The sequence below is a fragment of the Streptomyces sp. CNX435 genome, assembly GCF_059570575.1.
Genome location: NZ_JCANTA010000027.1, coordinates 1 through 20854 on the forward strand (window position 1 = coordinate 1; position 20854 = coordinate 20854).

Annotated in this window: 18 protein-coding genes and 1 pseudogene; 9 read left to right on the top strand and 10 right to left on the bottom strand. The window is 73.0% G+C overall.

Annotated features, from left to right (window positions below; genetic code table 11):
- The coding region (locus T328_RS30930; protein WP_496499536.1) for an AfsR/SARP family transcriptional regulator at positions 1 to 1584 on the bottom strand (1584 nt) is incomplete at its 3' end.
- 161 nt (positions 1585 to 1745) lie between these two features.
- Between T328_RS30930 and T328_RS30935 the strand changes: the two genes are divergently transcribed.
- Complete coding sequence (locus T328_RS30935; RefSeq protein WP_496499537.1) at positions 1746 to 2087, top strand: hypothetical protein; 342 nt, start codon at positions 1746 to 1748, stop codon at positions 2085 to 2087.
- A 334-nt stretch (positions 2088 to 2421) separates the two neighbouring features.
- Here T328_RS30935 and T328_RS30940 read toward each other — a convergent pair whose 3' ends face one another.
- A complete protein-coding gene (locus T328_RS30940) occupies positions 2422 to 2730 on the bottom strand; it encodes a helix-turn-helix domain-containing protein (RefSeq protein WP_496499538.1) in 309 nt (102 codons plus the stop codon).
- A 401-nt stretch (positions 2731 to 3131) separates the two neighbouring features.
- Here T328_RS30940 and T328_RS30945 point away from each other — a divergent pair, with 401 nt between their 5' ends.
- Entirely contained in the window at positions 3132 to 4013 is an 882-nt protein-coding gene (locus tag T328_RS30945) for a class I SAM-dependent methyltransferase (RefSeq protein WP_496499539.1), read from the top strand.
- A gap of 181 nt (positions 4014 to 4194) precedes the next feature.
- Positions 4195 to 4746, top strand: a complete 552-nt coding sequence (locus tag T328_RS30950) for a nuclear transport factor 2 family protein (protein ID WP_496499540.1) — start codon at positions 4195 to 4197, stop codon at positions 4744 to 4746.
- Between the two features lie 94 nt (positions 4747 to 4840).
- On the opposite strand, the gene T328_RS30955 is transcribed toward T328_RS30950, so the two are convergent.
- Positions 4841 to 6106, bottom strand: coding sequence for a flavin-containing monooxygenase (locus tag T328_RS30955; protein ID WP_496499541.1), 1266 nt, complete (start codon positions 6104 to 6106; stop codon positions 4841 to 4843).
- A 90-nt stretch (positions 6107 to 6196) separates the two neighbouring features.
- Positions 6197 to 6850 carry a TetR family transcriptional regulator gene (locus T328_RS30960; RefSeq protein ID WP_496499542.1) on the bottom strand — a complete coding sequence of 218 codons (654 nt, stop codon included), beginning with the start codon at positions 6848 to 6850 and terminating at the stop codon, positions 6197 to 6199.
- Positions 6851 to 7117: 267 nt separating this feature from the next.
- On the opposite strand from T328_RS30960, the gene T328_RS30965 reads away from it, so the two are divergent.
- Both T328_RS30965 and afsK read left to right on the top strand, forming a co-directional pair.
- Positions 7118 to 8116 carry a VOC family protein gene (locus T328_RS30965; RefSeq protein WP_496499543.1) on the top strand — a complete coding sequence of 333 codons (999 nt, stop codon included), beginning with the start codon at positions 7118 to 7120 and terminating at the stop codon, positions 8114 to 8116.
- Between the two features lie 226 nt (positions 8117 to 8342).
- On the top strand, positions 8343 to 11027 hold the full coding sequence (afsK, locus tag T328_RS30970; protein WP_496499544.1) for a protein serine/threonine kinase AfsK: 2685 nt from the start codon (positions 8343 to 8345) through the stop codon (positions 11025 to 11027).
- Positions 11028 to 11100: 73 nt separating this feature from the next.
- On the opposite strand, the gene T328_RS30975 is transcribed toward afsK, so the two are convergent.
- On the bottom strand, positions 11101 to 12126 hold the full coding sequence (locus T328_RS30975; protein WP_496499545.1) for a helix-turn-helix transcriptional regulator: 1026 nt from the start codon (positions 12124 to 12126) through the stop codon (positions 11101 to 11103).
- A gap of 62 nt (positions 12127 to 12188) precedes the next feature.
- Between T328_RS30975 and T328_RS30980 the strand changes: the two genes are divergently transcribed.
- From T328_RS30980 to T328_RS30995, 4 genes are all read left to right on the top strand, one after another.
- The gene (locus T328_RS30980) at positions 12189 to 12584 is read left to right on the top strand and encodes a RidA family protein (protein ID WP_496499546.1); all 396 of its coding nucleotides are present in this window, start codon (positions 12189 to 12191) and stop codon (positions 12582 to 12584) included.
- 353 nt (positions 12585 to 12937) lie between these two features.
- Positions 12938 to 14686 carry an ABC transporter ATP-binding protein gene (locus T328_RS30985; protein WP_496499547.1) on the top strand — a complete coding sequence of 583 codons (1749 nt, stop codon included), beginning with the start codon at positions 12938 to 12940 and terminating at the stop codon, positions 14684 to 14686.
- A complete protein-coding gene (locus T328_RS30990) occupies positions 14683 to 16419 on the top strand; it encodes an ABC transporter ATP-binding protein (RefSeq protein WP_496499548.1) in 1737 nt (578 codons plus the stop codon). The genes T328_RS30985 and T328_RS30990 overlap by 4 nt, the downstream gene beginning before the upstream one ends.
- On the top strand, positions 16416 to 17069 hold the full coding sequence (locus tag T328_RS30995; protein ID WP_496499549.1) for a helix-turn-helix domain-containing protein: 654 nt from the start codon (positions 16416 to 16418) through the stop codon (positions 17067 to 17069). Before T328_RS30990 ends, T328_RS30995 begins: the two co-directional genes overlap by 4 nt.
- A gap of 231 nt (positions 17070 to 17300) precedes the next feature.
- Here T328_RS30995 and T328_RS31000 read toward each other — a convergent pair whose 3' ends face one another.
- From T328_RS31000 to T328_RS31020, 5 genes and pseudogenes are all read right to left on the bottom strand, one after another.
- Entirely contained in the window at positions 17301 to 17828 is a 528-nt protein-coding gene (locus T328_RS31000) for a DUF1062 domain-containing protein (RefSeq protein WP_496499550.1), read from the bottom strand.
- Between the two features lie 244 nt (positions 17829 to 18072).
- Positions 18073 to 18654 carry a hypothetical protein gene (locus T328_RS31005; protein ID WP_496499551.1) on the bottom strand — a complete coding sequence of 194 codons (582 nt, stop codon included), beginning with the start codon at positions 18652 to 18654 and terminating at the stop codon, positions 18073 to 18075.
- Positions 18655 to 18691: 37 nt separating this feature from the next.
- A pseudogene (locus tag T328_RS31010) lies at positions 18692 to 19627 on the bottom strand (helicase domain-containing protein); the annotation flags it as partial.
- Between the two features lie 87 nt (positions 19628 to 19714).
- A complete protein-coding gene (locus T328_RS31015) occupies positions 19715 to 19960 on the bottom strand; it encodes a DUF397 domain-containing protein (protein WP_496499552.1) in 246 nt (81 codons plus the stop codon).
- A complete protein-coding gene (locus tag T328_RS31020; RefSeq protein ID WP_496499553.1) occupies positions 19957 to 20793 on the bottom strand; it encodes a helix-turn-helix domain-containing protein in 837 nt (278 codons plus the stop codon). The genes T328_RS31015 and T328_RS31020 overlap by 4 nt, the downstream gene beginning before the upstream one ends.
- Positions 20794 to 20854: the final 61 nt, after the last annotated feature.

Consider the following 20854-nt stretch of genomic DNA (forward strand, 5'->3'; position numbering starts at 1 on the left):
CTGGCCGTAGCCCAGTTCGAAGGTGGCCTTGACCGCCAGGTCGCCCACGCGCAGCTCGTCCAGGCGGCGGTGTTCGTCCGACAGCTTCCGGGCCAGCACCGGCACCGTCCACGAACGGCGTGCCGCCAGCCGGGAGGCCGCGATGCGGATGGCCAGCGGCAGGAAGCCGCAGGCCGCGACGACGTCCATCGCCGCTCCCCGGTACGGCTCCACCCGCTCGGCGCCGACGATGCGCGTGAACAGCAGCAGTGCCTCGTCCGGGTCCATCACGTCGAGGTCGACGTAATGCGCCCCGGCCAGGTCCCCCATCCTCGCCCGGGAGGTGATCACCGCCGCACAGCCTTCGGTGCCGGGGAGGAGGGGGCGTATCTGGGCGGCGTCGCGGGCGTTGTCGAGCAGGGTCAGGACGCGGCGGCCGGCGAGCATCGAGCGGTACAACGCCGCCCGCTCCTCCACCGGTTCGGGGATCTCCGCGTCCGGGGCACCCAGGGACCGTAGGAAGGAGCCGAGGACGGCGGCCGGATCCGCCGGGGACGGGCCCGCGCCTTGCAGGTCCGCGTACAGCTGGCCGTCCGGGAACGACTCGCGGGCAGCGTGGGCGACGTGGACCGCCAGGGTGGTCTTGCCGACGCCGCCGATGCCCGACACCGACGACACCGCCATCACCATGTGCGGGGCCTGTACCAGCTGCTTGCCCAGCTCCTCCACCACCGCTCCCCGGCCCGTGAAGTCCGGCAGCGTTGCGGGCAGTTGCGCGGGGGCCACGGCTGTGGCCGGGGCGCGGGGGGCCGGTGCCGGGGTCGGCTGGTCGGTGGTGCGCAGGATGCGCTGCTGCAGCGCCGCCAGCTCCGGGCCCGGTTCGACGCCCAGTTCGTCGGTGAGCTGGCGCCGGGTGTCGGTGTACACCGCCAGCGCCTCCGCCTGCCGGCCGCTGCGGTACAGCGCCAGCATCAGCAGCTCCCGGAACCGCTCCCGCAGCGGATACGCCGCCGTCAGGGCCGTCAGCTCCGAAATCGCCTCCGCGCGCCGCCCCACCTCGACATCCAGCTCCAGCCGCCCCTCCAGCAGTGACAGCCGCCACTCCGCCAACCGCGTCCGCTGCCGCTCCGCGTACGGCCCCGGCAGCCCCGCCAGCGGCTCGCCGTCCCACAAACCCAGCGCGTCACGACGCAACTCCCGCGCCCGCTCCGGCTCCCCCGCCGCCAGCGCCGCGTCCGCCTCCCCCGCCAGGCGCGCGGCCGTGTCCACGTCCAGTTCCGCACCCGCCCCCAGGTGCACCGCATACCCGCCCGCCTCACCCCGCAGCAGGTCCGCATCGTCACCCAACGCCCGGCGCAGCCGCGACACGTACGTCCGTACCGTCCCTACGGCATCCCGCGGCGGGTCCTCGCCCCACACCGCGTCGACCAGCTCCTCCACCGCCACATGCCGGCCGCCCCGCAGCAACAACACCGCCAGCACCGCCCGCTGCTGCGGCGAACCCACACCCACCGGCTGCCCGCCACGCCACACCCGCACCGGCCCCAGCAGCCCGAACCCCACAGACCCCCCGGGTAACCCCGCGCCGCGCACACCCTCGGACATCGCCACCCCCAGGCCCAGCCCCCGCACACCCAGTCTGCCCCACCCCCCACACCCGCCGCCACCGGCCACAACCGGCCACGACCGCCCCGATTGACAGCGGATTGACGGCCCTCGACGCACCGTCCACAGGGCGTCCATGGACGTCGGTTTCGCTGTACGCCATGAGCGACTTGACTCCCCGGACAGAAGCACATGCCCATGCCCACGGTCTCCGTCTCGTCGTCGACGCACTCCCGGACGAGCGGTTCACCCACCGGTCCGTACGGCAGCTCCCCGATCCCCCGCCGCCGCACCTGGTGCCCGTGCTGGCCGAACTCTCGCGCGGCACACCGGACACGGTCGCCTGCCGCAACCTGCACATGTCGCCGCGCACCTACAGCAGGAGGGTGGCGGAGCTGCTGGACCACCTCGGCGCGCAGAGCCGGTTCCAGGGTGGGGCGCAAGCGGTGCGGCGGGGGTGGCTGGTGGGGGCGTGCCTCGCCGATACGGCGGAGGGCCGCTGAACGGCCGGGTACCGGGCCAGGCACCGGCCAGGCACGGCCAGGCACCGGCCGGCTACCGGCCGGGCTCGGGCGGGCCTACGCGCGCCCGCCTCACCCCGCCCGGCAGCGCGGGCACCGGCACGGTGGCCAGCGCTCGGGCAGCTCCGGCAGCTCCGGCAGGGGTTCCGTCTCGGCGGGCCGGAAGTGCGTACGGCTCGCGCGGCCCCGGCGGCCGGTCCGCGAGACCCGGTAGACCGTGATCGTCAGACCCGGGTGGCCCGACGGCCCCACCCGCTCCGGCCGACGTACCGGATCTGATGCCATCCCGACGCCCCTCACCACCTGTCGGCGGCGGTCACCGGGAAACGCCCGCGGTGTGCGGTTCCGGGATGTCGACCAGCTCCAGATACGCGAACGCGAAGACCGCCGCCTGCGCCCGCGAACGGACTCCGATCTTGCGTACGGCGTTGCTGAGGTGCGCCCTCACCGTCCGCTCCGTGATTCCCAGCCGGCGGGCGATGAGGCGGTTCCCCGCGCCCGTACCGACGAGGAAGAGCGTCTGCCGCTCGCGATCGGTCAGCAGCGGGATTCCGTCGGGATCCCCCGGGGCCCGTAACCGCCCTTCCGTATCGACCTCCGACGGGCTCGGCTTCCTCTGGCACACGACCGACAGTCCTCCCAGCCCCCCGCGGTGCAGTGCAACGGCAGCCGCGAAAGTATGCGGGCGGGCGGACGGCGGTCAAGGAATCCGGACGTCCCCGCGCAATGCTGGCGATTACTCGCCGATCTGCCCGGCGCGCCCTTGCGCCGGCGTCCGGTCGCCGGTCGCCGGTCGCCGGTCTCGCGGGACACGGTGAACGACGGCTTGACGTGGGCATTAAGCAAACGTTGATGGGCCCCTGCCATTCTCTTCTCAGGCCCGCTTCTAGGGGGAAACCGGGCCGAGCGGTCGGCCGCTATCTCACACCGATCAGGTGAGCGGCCCACACGGTGCCCGTCCGATGACCATCAGGGGAAGTCGTCGGACGGGCACCGTCCTCGTTTCCGGATACGTACGCTCCTCGCATGGAGCAGGAGCGGGAGCGGGAGCGGGACATACGGTCCGTGGAGGACGTACTGCGGCTGCTGGACGGGATGTTCGAGCCGGATGCCGATCGCTGGCGCGGCGGCGCGGGCGGCGGCTGGTGGGACGGGTTCTACGCCGATCGGGAGCGGGAGGTTCCGTTCTTCGTCGGCAAGCCCGACGAGAACCTCGTCTCGTACCTCGACCGCGGCCTCGTCGCCCCCGGCCGCGCCCTCGACCTCGGCTGCGGCCCGGGGCGCAACGCCGTGTTCCTCGCCGGGCGCGGGTTCGACGTCGACGCCGTCGACCTCTCCGCCGCCGCCGTCGCCTGGGGCGCGGAGCGGGCGCACGAGGCCGGGGTGACGGTCCGGTTCCGCTGCGGTGACGCCTTCGACCTCGTACGCGACGAGCCCGGCCCGCCGCGCGGCGGAGGCGCCGGACACGGCGGAGGCGCCGGACACGGCGGACGCGGCGGACGCGGCGGACACGGCGGACACGGCGGACACGGCGGACGCGGCGGACACGGCGGACACGGCGGACCGTACGACCTCGTCTACGACTCCGGCTGCTTCCACCACCTGCCCCCGCACCGCCGCGTCAGCTACCTCGCCCTGCTGCGCGACCACCTCGCCCCCGGCGGGCACTTCGGCCTCGCCTGCTTCGCCGCCGGGGCCATGGGCGCCGAACTGCCGGACGCCGCGTTCTACCGGAAGGGCACGCTGCACGGCGGGCTCGCCTACACGCCGGAGTCGCTGCGGTGGATCTTCGGTGAGCCGGGGTGGGAGGAGGTCGAGCTGCGAAGGATGCGGGGCGAGGCGGCGGAGTCACCGTATTTCGGGGAGGAGTTCCTGTGGACGGCGCTCTTCCGGCGGCCCGACGACTGACGACTGACGTCGTCGGGCGGTGCGACTGATCTCCCATGGTGCCTCTTGGCGTCGCACGGTCCCGCACGCTGTGACCGCATGAGGTTCACCGGGTTCCGCTCCGGGCCGTCTTTAGGTCGGCTTTCGCTGCGGTGGTGCACGATCGCCCCGTCGATTCGATCGAGCCGTTGTGGAGGATGAAGTGAAGGAGACCCCCGCCCGCCGTCACGTGCTGCGCGGCGCCGCCGCCGGCGGACTGCTCACCGGGATCGCCGCCGCGGGCGCGCTGCGCGCGGCCCCGGCCCAGGCGGCACCCGCCGAGACAGCCGCCGGGCTGCGCCACGACCGGGTGCTCCACGTGGCGAACACGGCGATGGACGGCTTCGACCGCGGCTGGCGTACCGGGGACTGGCAGTCGTTTCTGGCGATGCTGACGGACGACTTCAGCTTCTGGTTTCCGGAGGATCCGGCGCGCGGCCGGTTCGAAGGGGGCCCCGGCCGGCGGGCGGTGGCCGAGTGGACCGCGTTCCACGCCGGCAACGGCAACCGCGTCCACGGCGAGCGGCGCCGGGTCACCGCCGCCGGCAGCCGGGTTTTCTACGAGTACGACTCGGTGGGCGCCTCGGCCGGCACGGCGGCGTACCGGAACTGGGAGATGATCGTCGTGGAGGTGCGCGGCGACAGGATCAGCGCTCTGCACGAGTACTGGGGCGACGCCCGCCCGGCTGACGGCGGTGCCGTCGGGGCGCCGTAACAGCCAACGGCCGTCACGACGTGGGCGGCGCTCCGTCGGGGCGCCGTAACAGCCGTCACGACGTGGGCGGCGGACATGGCGAAGTCCCGTCCCCTCAGCCGCCGCTCCTCGCCACTTCCCTCGCCAACTTCCCCGCCTCCGCCCCGATCTCCCGCAGACTCCCGCTCACCGCCGACGTATACCCCACGAAGTGCAACCCCGCCGCCCCCTCCGGCGACCGCCACCCCCGCGCCCGCGGCAGGCCGCGATCGTCGAGCACGTCCAGGTGGCCCACCACCTCCTCCAGCCCGCGCCGCCAGCCCGTGGCCGCGATCACCGCCTCCGGCTCCGCGCGGTCGCCGTCCGCCAGGATCACGCCGTCGGCGTCCAGCGCCGCCACCGCCGGGACCGGGATCACCCGGCGTTCCCGTACCGCCGCGACCAGCCCGTCGTCCAGGATCGGGACCGCCCCCTCCCGGGCCCGCGTGTACAGCCCGCTCGCCGGGCGGGGCAGGCCGTACGCGCCGAGGTCCGGGACCGCCGTCCGGCTCACCCTGGCCGCCAGCCGGTCCACCGTCCGGGCCGGGAGTGCCCCGCTCAGGCCGCGGCCCGCCACCGCGCCCCAGCCGGCCATGGGCCGGCGCACGATGTGCGGCAGCGTCCGCACCGCCAGCCGCACGCGCTTCGCGCCCCCGTCCGCCAGGTCCACGGCTATCTCCGCGCCCGTGTTGCCCGCGCCGACGACGAGGACGTCCTTGCCCTCGTACGGGGCGGGGTTGCGGTAGTGCGCGGCGTGCAGCAGTTCGCCGCGGTACGAATCGCGGCCGGGCCAGTCCGGTACGTACGGGGTGTGGCAGTAGCCCGTGGCGACCACGACGCGGCGCGCGTCGAGGACCCGGCCGCCGGTTGCCGCCACCCTCCAGCCGGAGTCGACGCCGGCAGCGGACGAACCAGAAACGGGCGCATCAGAAGCAGCCCAGTCAGACGCGGGCGAGTCGGAAGGCGACGACGAAGCGCGGTCTATCCGCGCCACCTCCACGTTGTGCACGATCTCCAGCTCGTGGTGCTCCGCATACCCCTCCAGGTAGCGCACCAGCTCGTCCCGCCCCACCCACCGCCCGTACCGGCGCGGGATCGGCACCCCCGGCAGCCCCGACATCCCCCGCGGCGTGTGCAGCCGCAGCCGGTCGTAGTGCCGGCGCCACGAGTCGCCCACGCGGGCGCCCCGCTCCAGGACCACGGCCCGGATTCCGGTCGCGCGAAGCGCCGCCGCCGTGGCGAGCCCCGCCGGGCCGGCGCCGACGACGAGCACCGGACGGTCGTCCCGGCCGCCCCGGCCGTCCCGCCTCGCCCGTCCTGAAGGGACACTGTCATGTGGCATGCCGGTGAGCGTAGTGGGGCAACGGCCGCTTTCCGGCAGATTGCCGGGCTCGTAGCACTAACGATTCAGCAGCGGCTATGCTGCGCACGCTCACGTCTGCTTCGGCGGCTTCCGCCCCGTCACCCCGAGGTGCATCAGCAGCGCCAGCGACGGCTTCAGGTCCGCCTGCTTCACGCCCCAGGTCTGGAACGCCTTCTGGTGCGCCGCCACCCCCGCGAGCATCACCACCAGCGACCCGGCCACCGCCGCCGGGTGCACGGACTCGTCGACCTTGCCCTTCGCCTGCAGCTCCCCGACCGACTCGGTCAGGGACTTGGTGACGGAGTTCAGGATCTTCATACGGATCTTGTAGAACCGCTTGTCGCCCTCCGCGGCCCCGAGGTCGACGACCCGCAGGATCGCCTCGTTCCGCCGCCAGAACCCGAGGAATCCCTCGACCAGTTCCTCCGCGGCCTGCGCCCCGGACCTGCCGGCCCACGAGCGGCCGGCCACCAGCTCGGTCAGGCCGGCGCCCTCCTTGGCCATCTGCTCCGCGAGCTCCAGGACGGCGCCCTCGACGTCCGGGAAGTACTGGTAGAACGTGGCGGGTGACGTGCCCGCGCGCCGGGCCACGTCGATGACCTTCACATCCCGGTACGGCGAGGCGTCGAGCAGCTCGCCGAGGCACTCAAGCAGCTTGGTGCGGGTCGCCTGGCCGCGCCGGCCGGCGACACGGCCGTCGACCGTCCGAACTTGACCTGTCATGTCGTCAGCTTACCGACGCGTGATCGAACCGCGATCCGGCAGGGGCAAACGAGGGCAAACGGGGAGGTCACACGGGCGGAAGTGCGCGAATTGCCACTCTCGAACAGAATTGACCCGACGTTCGGGGTATTTTCACAACAGCCGATGTCCACCGCCGACATGTTGGCGCTACCTTGGCGATGCGACCCACCGCCCGATCCCCGTCACGCCGGTCCCGCTCACACCACCAGCCCCCACACACGGTCCCGTGGAAGGACGACGACGGCCATGGACGTATTCGCCGAGGGCTCACCCTGCTGGGCCGACGCCACGCTGCCCGACTTGCGCGCCGGCGAGCGCTTCTACGGTGAGCTGTTCGGCTGGACGTTCACCGGGGGCGGTACGGGAACGCCCGTCGGCGACGCCTTCCCCCGGCACTCCCGGGCGCTGCTCGACGGCGCGCCCGTCGCCGCGCTCGTCGCCAAGCGGGACGGCCGGATGCCCACCGCCTGGGGCGTGCACCTGGCCAGCCCGGACCTCGTCGGCACCGTCGAGAAGGTCCGGCGGGCCGGCGGCACCGTGCTCACCGGGCCGGCGGGGGTCGGGGAGTACGGCCGATCGGCGCTGGCCGCGGACCCGGACGGCGCGGTGTTCGCCGTCTGGCAGGGCGGCACGCGCCCGGGCTTCGGGGTGACCGACGTGCCCGGCGCCTTCTGCTGGACCGAGGTGTACGTACGGAACGCCGACGCCGCCGACGCCTTCTACCCGGCCGTCTTCGGCTACGAGCTGCAGGATCCCCCGTTCGACGCCGGCGACTTCAAGGTGTGGGCGCTGCCGGGGTCGGGCCGGGAGGTGGCGGGCCGGGCGGTCGTCGGCGACATGGTGCCGGCGGAGATGCCGCCGCACTTCCTCGTCTACTTCCGGGTGGCCGACGTCGGCGAGGCGGTCCGGACCGTACGGCACGGGGGCGGGCGGGTGCTGGTGGACCGGCAGGAGATCCCGGGGGCGACGTTCGCGGTGGTCGTGGACAACCAGGGGGCGGCGTTCGCGGTGATGGACGGCGCGGCGGGCGGGGACACCGCCCCGGGCCCCGACGAGGCCCCCGAGGAGGCCCCCGATGAGGCCGGTCAAGGCCGCCCCGGCACCGGCACCGCCGCAGGCCCCGGCACCGACCCAGCCGCCGGCCCGGCCACCGACCCAGACGGCACCCGCGGCACCCGCGGCACCCGCGGCGCCCGTGCCGCGGAGTCCCCCTCCGCCCCCGCCACCAGCACCGACGGGACCTGACACCGTGCTGTCCCACGCCCCGCGCGCGGCGCGGCCCGCCGGGTTCCGCCGTACTCGGCGGTACCAGGGCCGGCGGTCCCCCGAGCCGCCCCCCGGGTTAGCCCCGGCGCGCTCCGGAGTGGAGAATCGGCAGGCGTACTTTCGGGACTGACGGCCGTACGCCTGCGGTGAGAGGCTGCAGGGGGGCCCGGTTCCGGGAGCCCCCGACGGGGAGGTGGATGGTTACGTGGTCGAGCAGCTGGCGCAGCACGACCCGAGGCGGATCGGTCCTTTCGAGGTGCTCGGCAGGCTGGGCGCCGGCGGGATGGGTCTCGTCTATCTCGCGCGGTCGGCCTCCGGCCGCCGCGTGGCGATCAAGACTGTCCGCACCGAGCTGGCCGAGGACCAGCTCTTCCGCGTGCGCTTCACCCGCGAGGTCGAGGCCGCCCGGGCCGTCAGCGGCTTCTACACCGCGCCCGTCGTCGACGCCGACCCGCGGGCCGCCGTGCCGTGGCTCGCCACCGCGTACATGCCCGCGCCCTCGCTGGAGGAGATCGTCAACGACTGCGGGCCGCTGCCGCCGCAGGCCGTGCGGTGGGTGGCCGCCGGGGTCGCGGAGGCGCTGCAGTCCATCCACGGCGCCGGGCTCGTCCACCGCGACCTGAAGCCGTCCAACGTGCTGGTCCTGGAGGACGGGCCGCGCGTGATCGACTTCGGTATCGCGTCCGGGGTCTCCAACACCCGGCTGACCATGACCAACGTCGCCGTCGGCACACCCGCGTACATGTCGCCCGAGCAGGCCCGCGACTCGCGCAGCGTGACCGGCGCCAGCGACGTCTTCTCGCTCGGCTCGACCCTCGTCTTCGCCGCCACCGGACACGCGCCGTTCCACGGCGCGAACCCCGTCGAGACGGTCTTCATGCTGCTGCGCGAGGGGCCCGACCTGGAAGGGCTGCCGGGCGAGCTGCGCCCGCTCATCGAGTCGTGCATGCAGATGTCGGCCGACCACCGGCCCAGCCCGGAGACGCTGCAGTCCGACCTGGCGCCGCACCTCTTCGGCGCCGCGGGCGACGACAGCGGTACGGCGTCCGCGTGGCTGCCGCGGGCCGCGATCCGGATGATCGAGCAGCGCCGCGGGGCCGCGGCCACCGTGGGCGGGGCCGGCGGGGCCGCGGGGCGGAACGGGGGATCGCGGGGGTCCTCCGCGTCGCGCCGGTCGATGCCGCCGCGTCCGCCGCACCCGCCGGGGCCGCCGCCGGCGGTGGCGCCGTCCGCGGGTCCGGGGGCGGGGCCCGTACCGCAGTCCCCGCCGCAGTCGGCGGCCCAGTCCGCCCCCGTGTCCGCACCGCACTCCGCACCGCACTCCGCACCGCACTCCGCCCCCGGCCGGCACGCCGGGCCACCCGATTCCGCCCCCCTCGGCCCCGGCCCCGGCGGTTCGGGGCCCGCCCATGCTGCGCCCGGCGGCGCCCCGGCCGCACCCCCCGCGGCGCCGCCGGAGCGCGCCCCCGCGCAGCCCGTACCGGCCGGCGCGGCGCCCGGCGCCGAGGTCCAGCTCGCCGGCGCCCCCGTGGCGATCGGCCCCGGCCCTCGCGTCGTGGACGCCCGCGCCGCGCGCGCCCGCGCCGCCGCCGACGGCGGCCTCGACCTCGGCTGGGCCCGTCCCCGCGGCGGCGCCGCCGCACCGCACGCCGGGCAGCAGGCGCCCAGCGTGCACATCGGCGGCGGCCACCACCTGGCCGCCTCCCCGCCCACCACCGCACCCGCGCCGCCGGAGCCGGCCCGGTGGCGGCCGTGGCGCTTCCGGATGTCCAACGACGTCTGGGGCAAGCCGCTGGTCTCCGGGAACCTGCTCTACGTGACCTCCTTCGAGGTCCACGCCCTGGACGTGACCAGCGGCCGGCGGCAGTTCAAGACCCGCGAGGTCGCCTGGTCCATGGCCCTGTCCGAGGGCCTCATCCACGCCTCCGACGGCCCCAGCCTCTACGCGCTCGACGCCGCCGACGGCCGCGAGCGCTGGCGCCAGGGCACCGGCGGCTGGGTCTACTCGCTGCAGGTCGCCGCCGGCACCGTCGTCACCGGCACCCGCGGCGGCGGCATGCAGGCCCGGCACGCGGCGACCGGCGAGCCGCTGTGGGAGCTGAACGGGGCGCAGACGGAGTTCGAGACGCAGGAGGCCGGGCCGCTGGCCCACGACGGCACGGTCTACGTCTGGAGCGACGGCCGGCTGCGCGCCCTGGACACCAGATCCGGCGCGGAGCGCTGGTCGTACCCGATCGGCGACGCTGCCGCCTGCGGCGGCGTCCCGGTGCGGCTGCTCCCGGTGGCCGGTACAGCCGGTACAGCCGGTACGGCCGTCGGGCCCACGGTCTTCGCGGCGGCCGGCAAGCGGGTGCTCGCCCTGGACGCGGCGTACGGCACGCTGCGCTGGACGTTCGAGGCGCCGGCGGTGATCCTGAGCCCGCCCGCGTACGCCCCGGGCGCGGCCATGACGGGCGGCGGCGTCTTCGTCGCCGACCACCTCGGTACGGTCTACGCCCTCGACGCCGCCGACGGCCGCGAGCGCTGGCGCATCGCCACGGAGGCCCGCCAGTCCATCGAGCCCGTCCTCGTCGCGGACGGCCACGTCCACGTCGGCAGCGGCTCCGCCCTCTACACCCTCGACGCCGTCGCCGGCACCCCGATGTGGCGCTTCGCCACCCGCGGCGAGCTGATCGGCGCCCCGGTCGCCGCCGACGGCCGCGTCCACTTCGGCTCCGCGGACCACTGCATCTACGCGGTCGACGCGGTCGGCGGCCAGCTCCGCTGGAAACTGGCCACGGACGGCGAGATCACCGGCTCCCCGGTGGTCGCGAACGGCGTCGTCTACGCCTGCAGCAAGGACCGCTGCGTGTACGCCCTGGACGCCGAGAAGGGCACGGCCCGCCGCTGACCGGGGAGCCGGCCGCGAGTCCGCCGGCGCAGCCGGCGGCAGCCGGGCGGTGTCGCGGCCACCGCGCCCGGGGTCAGCCGCCGAGTCCGTCCTCGGCCGCCCCGCCCGGCGGCTCCGCCCCCCGCGCCTCCGCGTAGTGCGCCGCCAGCGCCGCGGCGCGCTCGCGGAGCGCCGTACGCAGCCACTCCGGCGCCAACGCCTCGGCGTCCGCCGCGAGTTGCCACACCGCCCACTCGGCGTGCCGCGCGTCCTGGAACGCCACCTCCAGCCGCAGCCGCCCGTCGGCCCCCGGCTCCACCTCCTCGGCCAGCACGGCCAGCGCGGTGCCCACCAGCTCCTCCCGCCGCGCCGCCTTCACCCGCACCTCCACCGCGACCTGCTCGCCGCCGCTACGGAACCGGGCGCTCCGCTCCTGCCAGGCCCGGTCCAGGTCGACGCACTCCGGGCGCTCGGCCGGTTCGGGGAGTTCCTCGGCGGCCCGTACCCGGGAGAGGCGGTAGGTGCGGTCGGCGCCGGCTCTGGTGGCGAGCAGGTAGCCCCTGTCCCGTACGGTGACGAGGCCGATCGGGTCCACCGTGCGCCACGCCGCGGCCCGGCCCTCGGGGGCGTAGCGGATACGCAGCCTGCGCCCGGCGAAGACCGCGCCGCGGATCGCGGCCAGCACGTCGTCCGGTACGGCGTCGGCGGTGAGCGGACGCGCGAGGAGATCGGTCTCCGGGTCGACGAGCAGCCGTTCGGCCACGCCGGCGGCGGTGTCCCGGTAGCCGGCGGGCAGCGCGTCGACCACCTTGAGCATCGCCGACGCGAGCGCCGAGCCGAGGCCGAACGCCTGCGCCCCGCGCCGCGATCCGGCGATGAGCAGCGCCAGGGCCTCGTCGTGGTTGAGCCCGGTCAGCTCCGTACGGAACCCGGGCAGCAGCGCGAACCCGCCGTGCCGGCCGCGCTCGGCGTGGACCGGGACGCCGGCCGCGGACAGCGCGTCGATGTCGCGGAGCACGGTGCGGGTGGAGACCTCCAGCTCGCGGGCGAGCGTGGCCGCGGACAGCCGGCCGCGCTGGCGCAGCAGGAGCACCAGGGAGACCAGACGATCGGCGCGCATACGAAAAAATCTAGCAGCATATACGACACAGGATGTCGTGATTCGCTGCGAGGCTGACGGCCATGGAACGTACCGCGATAAACCCGGTGACCTGGTCGCAGGAGATGGGCTTCAACCAGGGCGAGGTCGTCTCCGGCCACACCCGGACCCTCTACCTCTCCGGCCAGACCGCCATGAGTCCCGACGGCCGGCCGCAGCACGACGGCGACATGGCCGCACAGCTGGCGCTCAGCGCCGACAACCTCGAAGCCGTACTCGCCGACGCCGGCATGTCCCTGGCGAACCTCGTCCGCCTCAACGTCTACACCACCGACGTCGATCTGCTCTTCCCGCACTACGGCGAGCTGGCCGGCCGCCTGGCCGCCGCGCAGGCGGCGCCGACGACCACGATGCTCGGCGTGACCCGGCTGGCGATCCCCACCCTCCTGGTCGAACTCGAAGGCACCGCCGTCGCGTAGCGCGACCCCCGCCTCCCGGCCCCGGCACCCGGGGGCCGGGAGGCGGGAAGCACAGCCGCTGGGTGCGCATCGAGGGCATCGCGGGGCTCGACACGCCCACCTGACCCTGCGGCAGCACCGGCTCAGCCGCTACCGCGAGGCCGCTCAACTGAACCCGCGCACGCGCCCGCCGCAGTTCCGACGGCCGGGCCAGCGCGGTCACGGTACTTCGCCGAAGGCGAGGCGAGGCTTGCCCTTTTGTTAGGCGCATCTCATAATGCTCGTTAGTGAAAATGGTTATCGGTCCGGATCCGGGTCGGCCGGTGGTCCGTGGAGATGCCCGCGTACTTGCGCTGCAGAAGGGTGCGTCGTTGATGAGGACCGAGACCACGCCACGGAATCCGATCGCGTCGCTGCTGCGTCCCGTGCGCGGACGTCTCGTGCTGGCGGCGTGCTTGCAGGCTGTCTCGTCGGCGCTGGTGCTGTCTCCGCTCATCACCAGCAGCGTCATCGCCCGACAGCTTCTGGCCGATCCGACCGATCCGGGCATCTGGTCGACACTGCTGGCCGGGTCGCTCCTGCTCGGACTGGGCCTCGTGTTAAGAGGTGCGGCGGATCTGATCGCGCACCTCGCCGACAACACCTTGACGCTGGTCCTGCGACGGCGCGTCGCGGCGCGGCTGCGCAGCGCCCCGCTCGGCTGGTTCACCAACACCACCGCGGGGCAGGTGAAGCAGGGCATGCAGGACGATGTCGGTGCGCTGCACCATCTCGTCGCACATTCCTACACCGAGATCGCCGGTGCGGTCGCGACACCGATCGCTGCCTATGCGTACCTGTTCGTCATCGACTGGCGGCTGGCGTTGATCCTGGCGATGCCGATCCCGGTCTTCGTGCTGATCTACCGGCGCATGATGGCCGACAGCGGGAAGCAGATGGGCGAGTACGGCCGCGTCCTGGCCGGCATCAACAGCGCCGTGGTGGAGTTCGTCGACGGGATCCCCGTCGTCAAGACCTTCGGCCAGACCGGTCGCGCCCACGCCGCCTACCGCGCCGCGGTCGAGCGTTTCACCACCTTCTTCCTCCGCTGGACCCGTCCGCTGATCGCCCCGGAGACCATCTCGAACCAGCTGATCGCCCCGATCACCCTGCTGATCCTGACCTTCCTGTTCGGCACGGGGTTCGTCGCGGCGGGCTGGATGGACGGGATCGACGTGGTGCCGTTCGCGCTGGTGGGCCTCGGCCTGGCAGGCCCGGTCGGGGCGTTGACCTCGAACCTGCAAGCGCTGCAGATGGGACAGGCCGCGGCCGGCCGACTGACAGCACTGCTCCAGATCGATCCCATGCCGGAACCGGCCGCACCGGTGAGTCCCTCCGGGACGCGCATCGAGCTCGACCACGTCGACTTCGGCTACGAACCGGACCGGGAGGTCCTCCACGACATCACCGCCACGTTGGAACCCGGCAGCGTCACCGCGATCGTCGGCCCTTCCGGATCGGGCAAGTCGACGCTCGCGCGGCTGATGCTCCGTTACGCCGACCCCACGGTCGGCCAGATCCGGCTCGGCGGCGTCAGTCTCGACCAGATCGCCTCAGCCGAGTTGTTCCGCACGGTCGGATCCGTCTTCCAAGACGTCCGCCTGCTCCGGGGAAGCATCGCCGACAACATCGCGCTGGCCCGTCCGGACGCGGCACGCACCGACATCGAGCGAGCTGCCATGGCGGCGAACATTCACGAGCGCATCCTCCGCCTCCCGCGCGGTTACGACTCCGTCCACGGTGAGGACGCCATCCTCTCCGGGGGCGAAGCGCAACGCGTCAGCATCGCCCGCGCGTTCCTGCACGACCCGGACGTGCTCATCCTCGACGAGGCGACCTCCGCCGCCGACGCCGAATCCGAGCACGCCATCCAAACGGGACTGTCGGCCCTGGCGACCGAACGCTCTCGCACCGTCATCGTGATCGCCCACCGGCTCGACACCGTCCGCGACGCGGACCAGATCCTCGTCCTGGACCAGGGCCGCATCGTCGAGCAGGGACGCCACGACGACCTCCTCAAGCGTGACGGCGCCTACCAGCGTCTCTGGCACGCGCAGCACCACACCGAAGGGAGCCTCCGGTGATCCGCCGCCTTGCCCGCTACCTCGGCCCCGAGAACGCCGCCCTCATCTACCGCTACTTCCGCTGGGCCCTCTGCTCCAGCCTCGTCCAGGGCCTCAGCCTCGCGTTCACCATCCCGATCCTGCGCGCGTTGCTGACCGGGGACACCACGGCCGCCGCGGGATGGCTGGCGGGCTTCTGCGTCGCCGCGATCATCTCGTGGCGCGTCGAGTACTCGGCAACCCTGAAAGGCTTCGACGCGGCAGGCAAGTTGCTCACCACGCTGCGGTACCGCATCGGCGACCACGTCGCGACGTTGCCGCTGGGATGGTTCACGCCGACCAACACCGGCACCCTGGGACTGACCCTCAGCAAGGGCGTCATGGACATCCTCGCGCTCCCCGTGCGCCAGCTGACCGCTCTGATCAAGTCGATCGTGATCCCGCTGGTACTCATCGCCGCCCTCGTCGTTGTCGACCATCGGATCGGGCTGATCGCCCTGGCCGCGGTACCCGCGGTCGCCGCCCTGTACTGGTGGGCCGGCAGGCTCGGCCGCCGGGCCGATGCCGCGGTCAACCGGGCCACCGCGGACGCGAGCGACCGCATGGTCGAGTTCGCCCAGGCACAGCCGGTGCTGCGTGCCTTCGGACGAGCGGGATCGGCCACCGACCACTTCGACCAGGCACTGCGGGAACAAGCCCGCACCGAGCGCCGCCAGCTCTGGCTCGTGCTACCCCCCGTCATCCTCAACGGCATGGTCGTCCGGCTCACCCTGCTCGGCCTGTTGTCCACGGTGATCGCGTTCGCCGCCGGCGTCACCGACCCACTCGCTCTCGCAACCCTGCTGGCGACCCTGCCGGTCATCAACCGCCTCGTCACCCCGCTCGGCGAGGTCGCCAGCCACGCCACCGTGATCCGCACCGCCACCGCACACATGGACGCCGTCGACACCATCCTCGACGCCGAAACCCTGACAGAACCCACGGTGCCCCGCCAACCGGCTGACGCAACAGTCGAGTTCGCCAACGTCTCTTTCGCCTACCGCACCGGCATCCCGGTGCTGCGCGACATCAGCTTCACCGTTCCGCAAAGGACCACGACCGCGGTCGTCGGGCCATCGGGCTCCGGCAAGAGCACACTCGTCCGGCTCGCGGCCCGGTTCTTCGACCCGCCGGAAGGAGAGATCCGTATCGGGAAGACGCCGGTCGCCCTGATCGGCGCCGAGAAGCTGCAGCGCATGGTCGCCCCGGTCTTCCAGGACAACTACCTGTTCTCCGGCACCCTTGCCGACAACGTCCGCATCGCCCGCCCGGACGCCACCGACGCCGACCTCGACACCGTTGCGGAACGAGCGGGCCTGACCAACGTCATCACCGCGCTGCCGGAAGGATGGAACAGCCAGGTCGGCGAAGGCGGCACACGACTGTCCGGCGGGGAACGGCAACGCGTCGCGATCGCCCGCGCCTTCCTCAAAGACGCCCCCATCCTCCTGCTGGACGAAGCCACCGGATCCCTCGACGCCGAGAACCAGCACGCGTTCGCCACCGCCATCGACACCCTCCGACGCGAGAAGACGGTCATCGTCATCGCGCACCAGCTCTCCACCATCACCACCGCGGACGAAATACTCTTCCTCGAAGACGGACGCATTGTCGAACGCGGCACCCACCAGGAACTTCTCACCATGAACCAGCGCTACGCAGCACACTGGCGAGCACTCAACGCCACCCGCACCTGGCGACTCCTCGCCCAATGACAGCTCCCCGGCGAGCCAGCGGACGGCCCCGAAAACTCACCGACAGCGACATCATCGACGCCGTCCTCGAAGAAGGGTTCTTCGGCATCACCGTCGCCGCGGTCGCGCGCCGCCTCAATGTCTCCACCATGACCCTCTACCGATATGCGCCCACGAGAGCCGACCTACTCGCCCTCGCCTGGAACCACGTCATCACCACCACCCACTGGCCGCCGCTCACCGGCCCCTGGCAGCAGATCCTCCACACACACGCAACCACGTTCTGGCACCTCCTGGCCCGATATCCGGGTGTGGTCACCGAACTCTCCCAAGCCCTCATGCCGACCGCGATGATGAACCACATCGACGGCCTCGCCGTCGCCCTCGTCGATCAAGGCTTCACCGCCCGGGACGCCGTTCTCTCCGTCGACCTCGTCATCGACCTCACCGTCGACCACCGCCGCGGCGTCGAGAACATCCACGGACTCGCCGACACCCCGGCGACCCTGGATGCCATGGCTCAGCTATGGGCCCCCAACGACGCCGACCCACCCAACAGGCGGGCCGTGCGAGCCGCCATGACCAACGCCATCACACTCACCCCATTCGACTGGTACACCCAGAAACTCGACCTCGCACTCAACGGCATCGAAGCCACATTCCCCAGGTAGAGCGAGGTGCCCCGAAACGCCGCCGCAGCCGGTGGCCGCGCCGTCACTGACCGCCGCTGCTGCGGTCGTGCCTACCCCGGCTGGGGCCACCAACGCCAAACCGGTCCGCTCGGCGCTGCTCGTTCGATCAGCTTCCACGTCGGTTACGGACGGACGTGAGCCGGACTCCGGCAACACGGGCCGGTCCGGCGGGAGTCGCCGGACCGGCCCGTGCCCTGCCGAGGGTTGCTCTCAGCGTTTGAGGGTGAACGTGAAGTCGCCGGAGAGCCTGCCGGTCAGGCGGACCGCCGAGACGAGCCTCCCCTCCACGACCAGCCTCTCGGCCTCGGCCCGTGCGAGGCCGCAGCCGTCGGCGATCAACCGCACCGGCCGGACCGGGATCCGCGCCGCGAAGCGCACGGTCACGTCGATGACCTCGCGGTCCAGGTGGTCGGTGCCGCCGGTGTCGAGGCGCCAGGCGCCGGTCCAGTCGAGCGCGACGCGGTTGCGGCGCTGGACGGCCGGGTCCTGGAGCAGGCCGGCCGCCAGGCCGATGTCGTTGTGATGCAGCCGGGCGAGCGTTTCGGGGCGTACGGAGCGGACGTTGACCCGCTCCAGGACGGAGAGCTTCGTCGTTTCCCCGCAGCCCGTACAGAGCGCGAGGAGCCAGGCGTCGAGGAGCTTGTGGTGGGCGTTGACACGGAACTTGCCGTTCGCCCGGAACCGCCCGGACGCGCACGCGTGACAGCGGCGGCGGACGAGCGGCAGGCGGGTGGGCATGACCAACCAGTCTGTGAGCACAGAAGTACACCGGTATCTGTGTGAGAAAACGCAGCAAAAAGCAGCACGGCGTACGCACAGAGCGGCGTACGACGCGCGACCGATCAGCGCTGGGGAGGTCTCACACGGTGTACAACGGCATGCCCTTGCCTCGACGACTGGAGCCGCGAGCACGGTAACGGCGCGGGGCGGCGCAGCTCCACCGGTTTTCGCGCGCGGCGGTTGACCGCCCAGCGCCGCGGCCTCAGGCGGCGCGGGGCGGTTCCTGACGGTGGTCGTTGGGGGTGCCCTCGTCCTGCCGGGGTCCGGTGGCCGGGGGGTATGCGGTGGGGCCGCGGCGGGCGGTGAGCTGGTCGGTGGCCTCCTGCTTGGGTTCGGGGGTGATGTGGCGGACGCGCTGCTTGCCCCAGATACCCGCGCCGATCAGCATCAGCGCGCCGCCGATCACCGCGTTCGCCGCCCCGACGTCCAGACCCGTACCGTCCGTGCTGACCTTCAGGCCGTCGGCCACCTGCCCCTGCCGGAACATCCAGAGCCCGGTGATGAACAGCACCAGCAGCCCGGCCAGGGTGACGAGGCGGCGTGAGTGCCGCAGGATCCCGAAGACGGCCAGCAGCGCGGCGACCGCCATCGGCAGGAAGAGCGACCCGAAGAGCTGGGCGCGGGAGTTGGAGATGCCGTCGAAGACGTCGCCGAGTCCGTAGTACCGGCCGTCGCGGCCGTTGTACCAGGGCCGCCAGGCACTCCAGACCACGCCCACCGCGCCGATCAGCACGAGGATGGATCCGGCGACGTACCGCTTCCTGCTCGCGTTGGTCTCCAGCATCTTCGTTCCCTCCGATGCCGTAGTCCCCCACCCGACGCTACGCCCGGATCCCCCCTTCCGCGACCGGTGACCCTCCGGCGTCGGCTCCCGGTGCCGGACGGCTGTACACCACGTCGAGGCGGGAGACGGCGCGGGTCAGCACGACGTACAGGCGGCGCAGGCCGGTCTGCCCGTCCTCGGCGTCGGTGATCGCGGCCGGTTCGACCGCGACGACGTGGTCGTACTCCGGGCCCTTGGCGGCGGTCGCCGGCAGGACGGCGACGCGGGCGGCGAGGTCGTCGGGGCCCGCCGTCGCGATGCCTGCCCTCTCCAGAACCGAGCGCACCCCGTCGACCTCGGCCGCGGCGGCGATCACCCCGATCGAGCCCTCCCTGCCGAGAGCCTGCTGTACCGCGTCCCGTGTCGCGGTGAGGACATCCGGGGCGCGCAGCATCCGCAGCGCGCCGTCGTAGCGCAGGGAGCGGGCGGCGGGGACGTCGACGTCGAGGTGGCCGAGCACGTGGTTGGCGAGGTCGACCACGGCGGCCGGCACCCGGAAGCCGGTGGTGAGCGACGCGATCTCGGTGTCGGGCCGGCCCAGGTGGGCAAGGAGCGAGGGCCAGTCGCGGGCGGCCCACGGTGTGGTGCCCTGGGCCAGATCGCCGAGCACCGTCAGCGAGCCGAACTCCGCGCGCCGCGAGATCACCCGCGCCTCCATCGGGGAGAGGTCCTGCGCCTCGTCGACGACGATGTGACGGTAGCCCTCGGGGTGATCCAGCAGCCCGGACAGCTCGTCGAGGAGTACGTGGTCGGCGGCGCTCCACCTCGCCGACTTGACGGACCGCGGCGGCCTGGCCCAGAGCAGTGCCCGCCGTTCGGCGGCGTCCAGGATGCCGTGGGCGGCGCGGGCCAGCTCCCCGGCGTCGGTGAACAGCGCGGCGAGCACCTCGGCGGGCTGCACTCTGGGCCAGGCGGCGTCCAGGAAGGCGTCGATCGAGGATAGGAGCGGCGACGGACGGGCACCGAACCGGCCGCCCACCCCGCACCGCGGGAGCGGTGGGGGTGGTCGACAAGCGGTCCGCTACCGGGGTGAGGCGGCGGCGAAGGCGGTGAACGCCTGCCAGGCGTCGGCGGAGAAGGTGAGCGCCGGGCCGTCGGGGTCCTTGGAGTCGCGCACGTGGACGGCGGTGGGGGTGGTGGCGACCTCGACGCACTGGCCGCCTTCGCTGCCGCTGTAGGACGACTTGTGCCAGTCGTGGGCGACCTCGATGCACGCCCCCCCTTCGCTGTCGCTGTAGCTGCTCTTGAACCAGGCCAGCGTGCTCATAGCTCTCCCAGGATCTTCTCGATGAGTTCGAGTGATTCGCGAGGCGTCAGCGCCTGCGCCCGGATGATGCCATACCGCCCCTCGATCTCGCGGACCGCTTTCCGGTCCACGATCAGCTGGCTGGTGCCCTGCACCTCCACGTACGCAATCCTGCGCCCGTCCTCCGTCTCAAGCAAGTGCAGCGGACCTGCCAGACCCGCGTGCTCCTCGCGGTCCGTCGGCATGACCTGGATCTCGACGTTCGGCAGTCGCGCGATCCGGAGGAGGTGTTCCAACTGGCCGCGGAGCACGGCCTTTCCACCGATCGGCCGTCGCAGCAGGGTCTCCTCCAGCACGTAGCTCAGCATCGGCGCCGGCTTGCGGTCGAAGATCGCCTGGCGGTCCAGCCGGGCGGCCACCCGCTGCTCGATGGTGTCTTCATGCACCGGTGGACGACGGGCCGCCAGCACCGCGCGCGCGTACGCCTCGGTCTGTAGCAGTCCGTTGATCACCTGACAGTCGTAGGCGTGCAGCTCCACCGCCTCCCGCTCCAGGGCCGCGAAGTCCTCGAAGAACGCCGGATACCGCGCCCGCGTCACCTCGTCCTTCATCGCCTTCAGCAACCCGCCCGCCTCCAGCGCCACGTCCACCTGGTCGATGTACTCCGGCCGCGGGATCCGCCTCCCCTGCTCCACGGCCGACACCATGTCGACGCCGTAGCCGATCCGGTCCGCGAGCTGCTTCTGCGTGATCCCGAGCCGCTCCCGAAGGATCTTCTGCTGCATCCCGAAGGTCTTGAGGATCCCCGAACCCTCGCCCCACTCCGGTCGACCCGGACGCTCTGATTCCGCCATACTGACCTACCTCCCCACCAGCGCTACGTGACACGTACAGCACTCTCCGTAGCGGCTGTAC

Excerpts from the sequence above, each read along its gene's own strand:
- T328_RS30935 (WP_496499537.1), top strand. The coding sequence starts at position 1,746 with ATGAGCGACTTGACTCCCCGGACAGAAGCACATGCCCATGCCCACGGT.
- T328_RS30945 (WP_496499539.1), top strand. The coding sequence starts at position 3,132 with ATGGAGCAGGAGCGGGAGCGGGAGCGGGACATACGGTCCGTGGAGGAC.
- T328_RS30955 (WP_496499541.1), bottom strand. The coding sequence starts at position 6,106 with ATGCCACATGACAGTGTCCCTTCAGGACGGGCGAGGCGGGACGGCCGG.
- T328_RS30960 (WP_496499542.1), bottom strand. The coding sequence starts at position 6,850 with ATGACAGGTCAAGTTCGGACGGTCGACGGCCGTGTCGCCGGCCGGCGC.
- T328_RS30965 (WP_496499543.1), top strand. The coding sequence starts at position 7,118 with ATGGACGTATTCGCCGAGGGCTCACCCTGCTGGGCCGACGCCACGCTG.
- T328_RS30975 (WP_496499545.1), bottom strand. The coding sequence starts at position 12,126 with ATGCGCGCCGATCGTCTGGTCTCCCTGGTGCTCCTGCTGCGCCAGCGC.
- T328_RS30980 (WP_496499546.1), top strand. The coding sequence starts at position 12,189 with ATGGAACGTACCGCGATAAACCCGGTGACCTGGTCGCAGGAGATGGGC.
- T328_RS30985 (WP_496499547.1), top strand. The coding sequence starts at position 12,938 with ATGAGGACCGAGACCACGCCACGGAATCCGATCGCGTCGCTGCTGCGT.
- T328_RS30995 (WP_496499549.1), top strand. The coding sequence starts at position 16,416 with ATGACAGCTCCCCGGCGAGCCAGCGGACGGCCCCGAAAACTCACCGAC.
- T328_RS31000 (WP_496499550.1), bottom strand. The coding sequence starts at position 17,828 with ATGCCCACCCGCCTGCCGCTCGTCCGCCGCCGCTGTCACGCGTGCGCG.
- T328_RS31005 (WP_496499551.1), bottom strand. The coding sequence starts at position 18,654 with ATGCTGGAGACCAACGCGAGCAGGAAGCGGTACGTCGCCGGATCCATC.
- T328_RS31015 (WP_496499552.1), bottom strand. The coding sequence starts at position 19,960 with ATGAGCACGCTGGCCTGGTTCAAGAGCAGCTACAGCGACAGCGAAGGG.
- T328_RS31020 (WP_496499553.1), bottom strand. The coding sequence starts at position 20,793 with ATGGCGGAATCAGAGCGTCCGGGTCGACCGGAGTGGGGCGAGGGTTCG.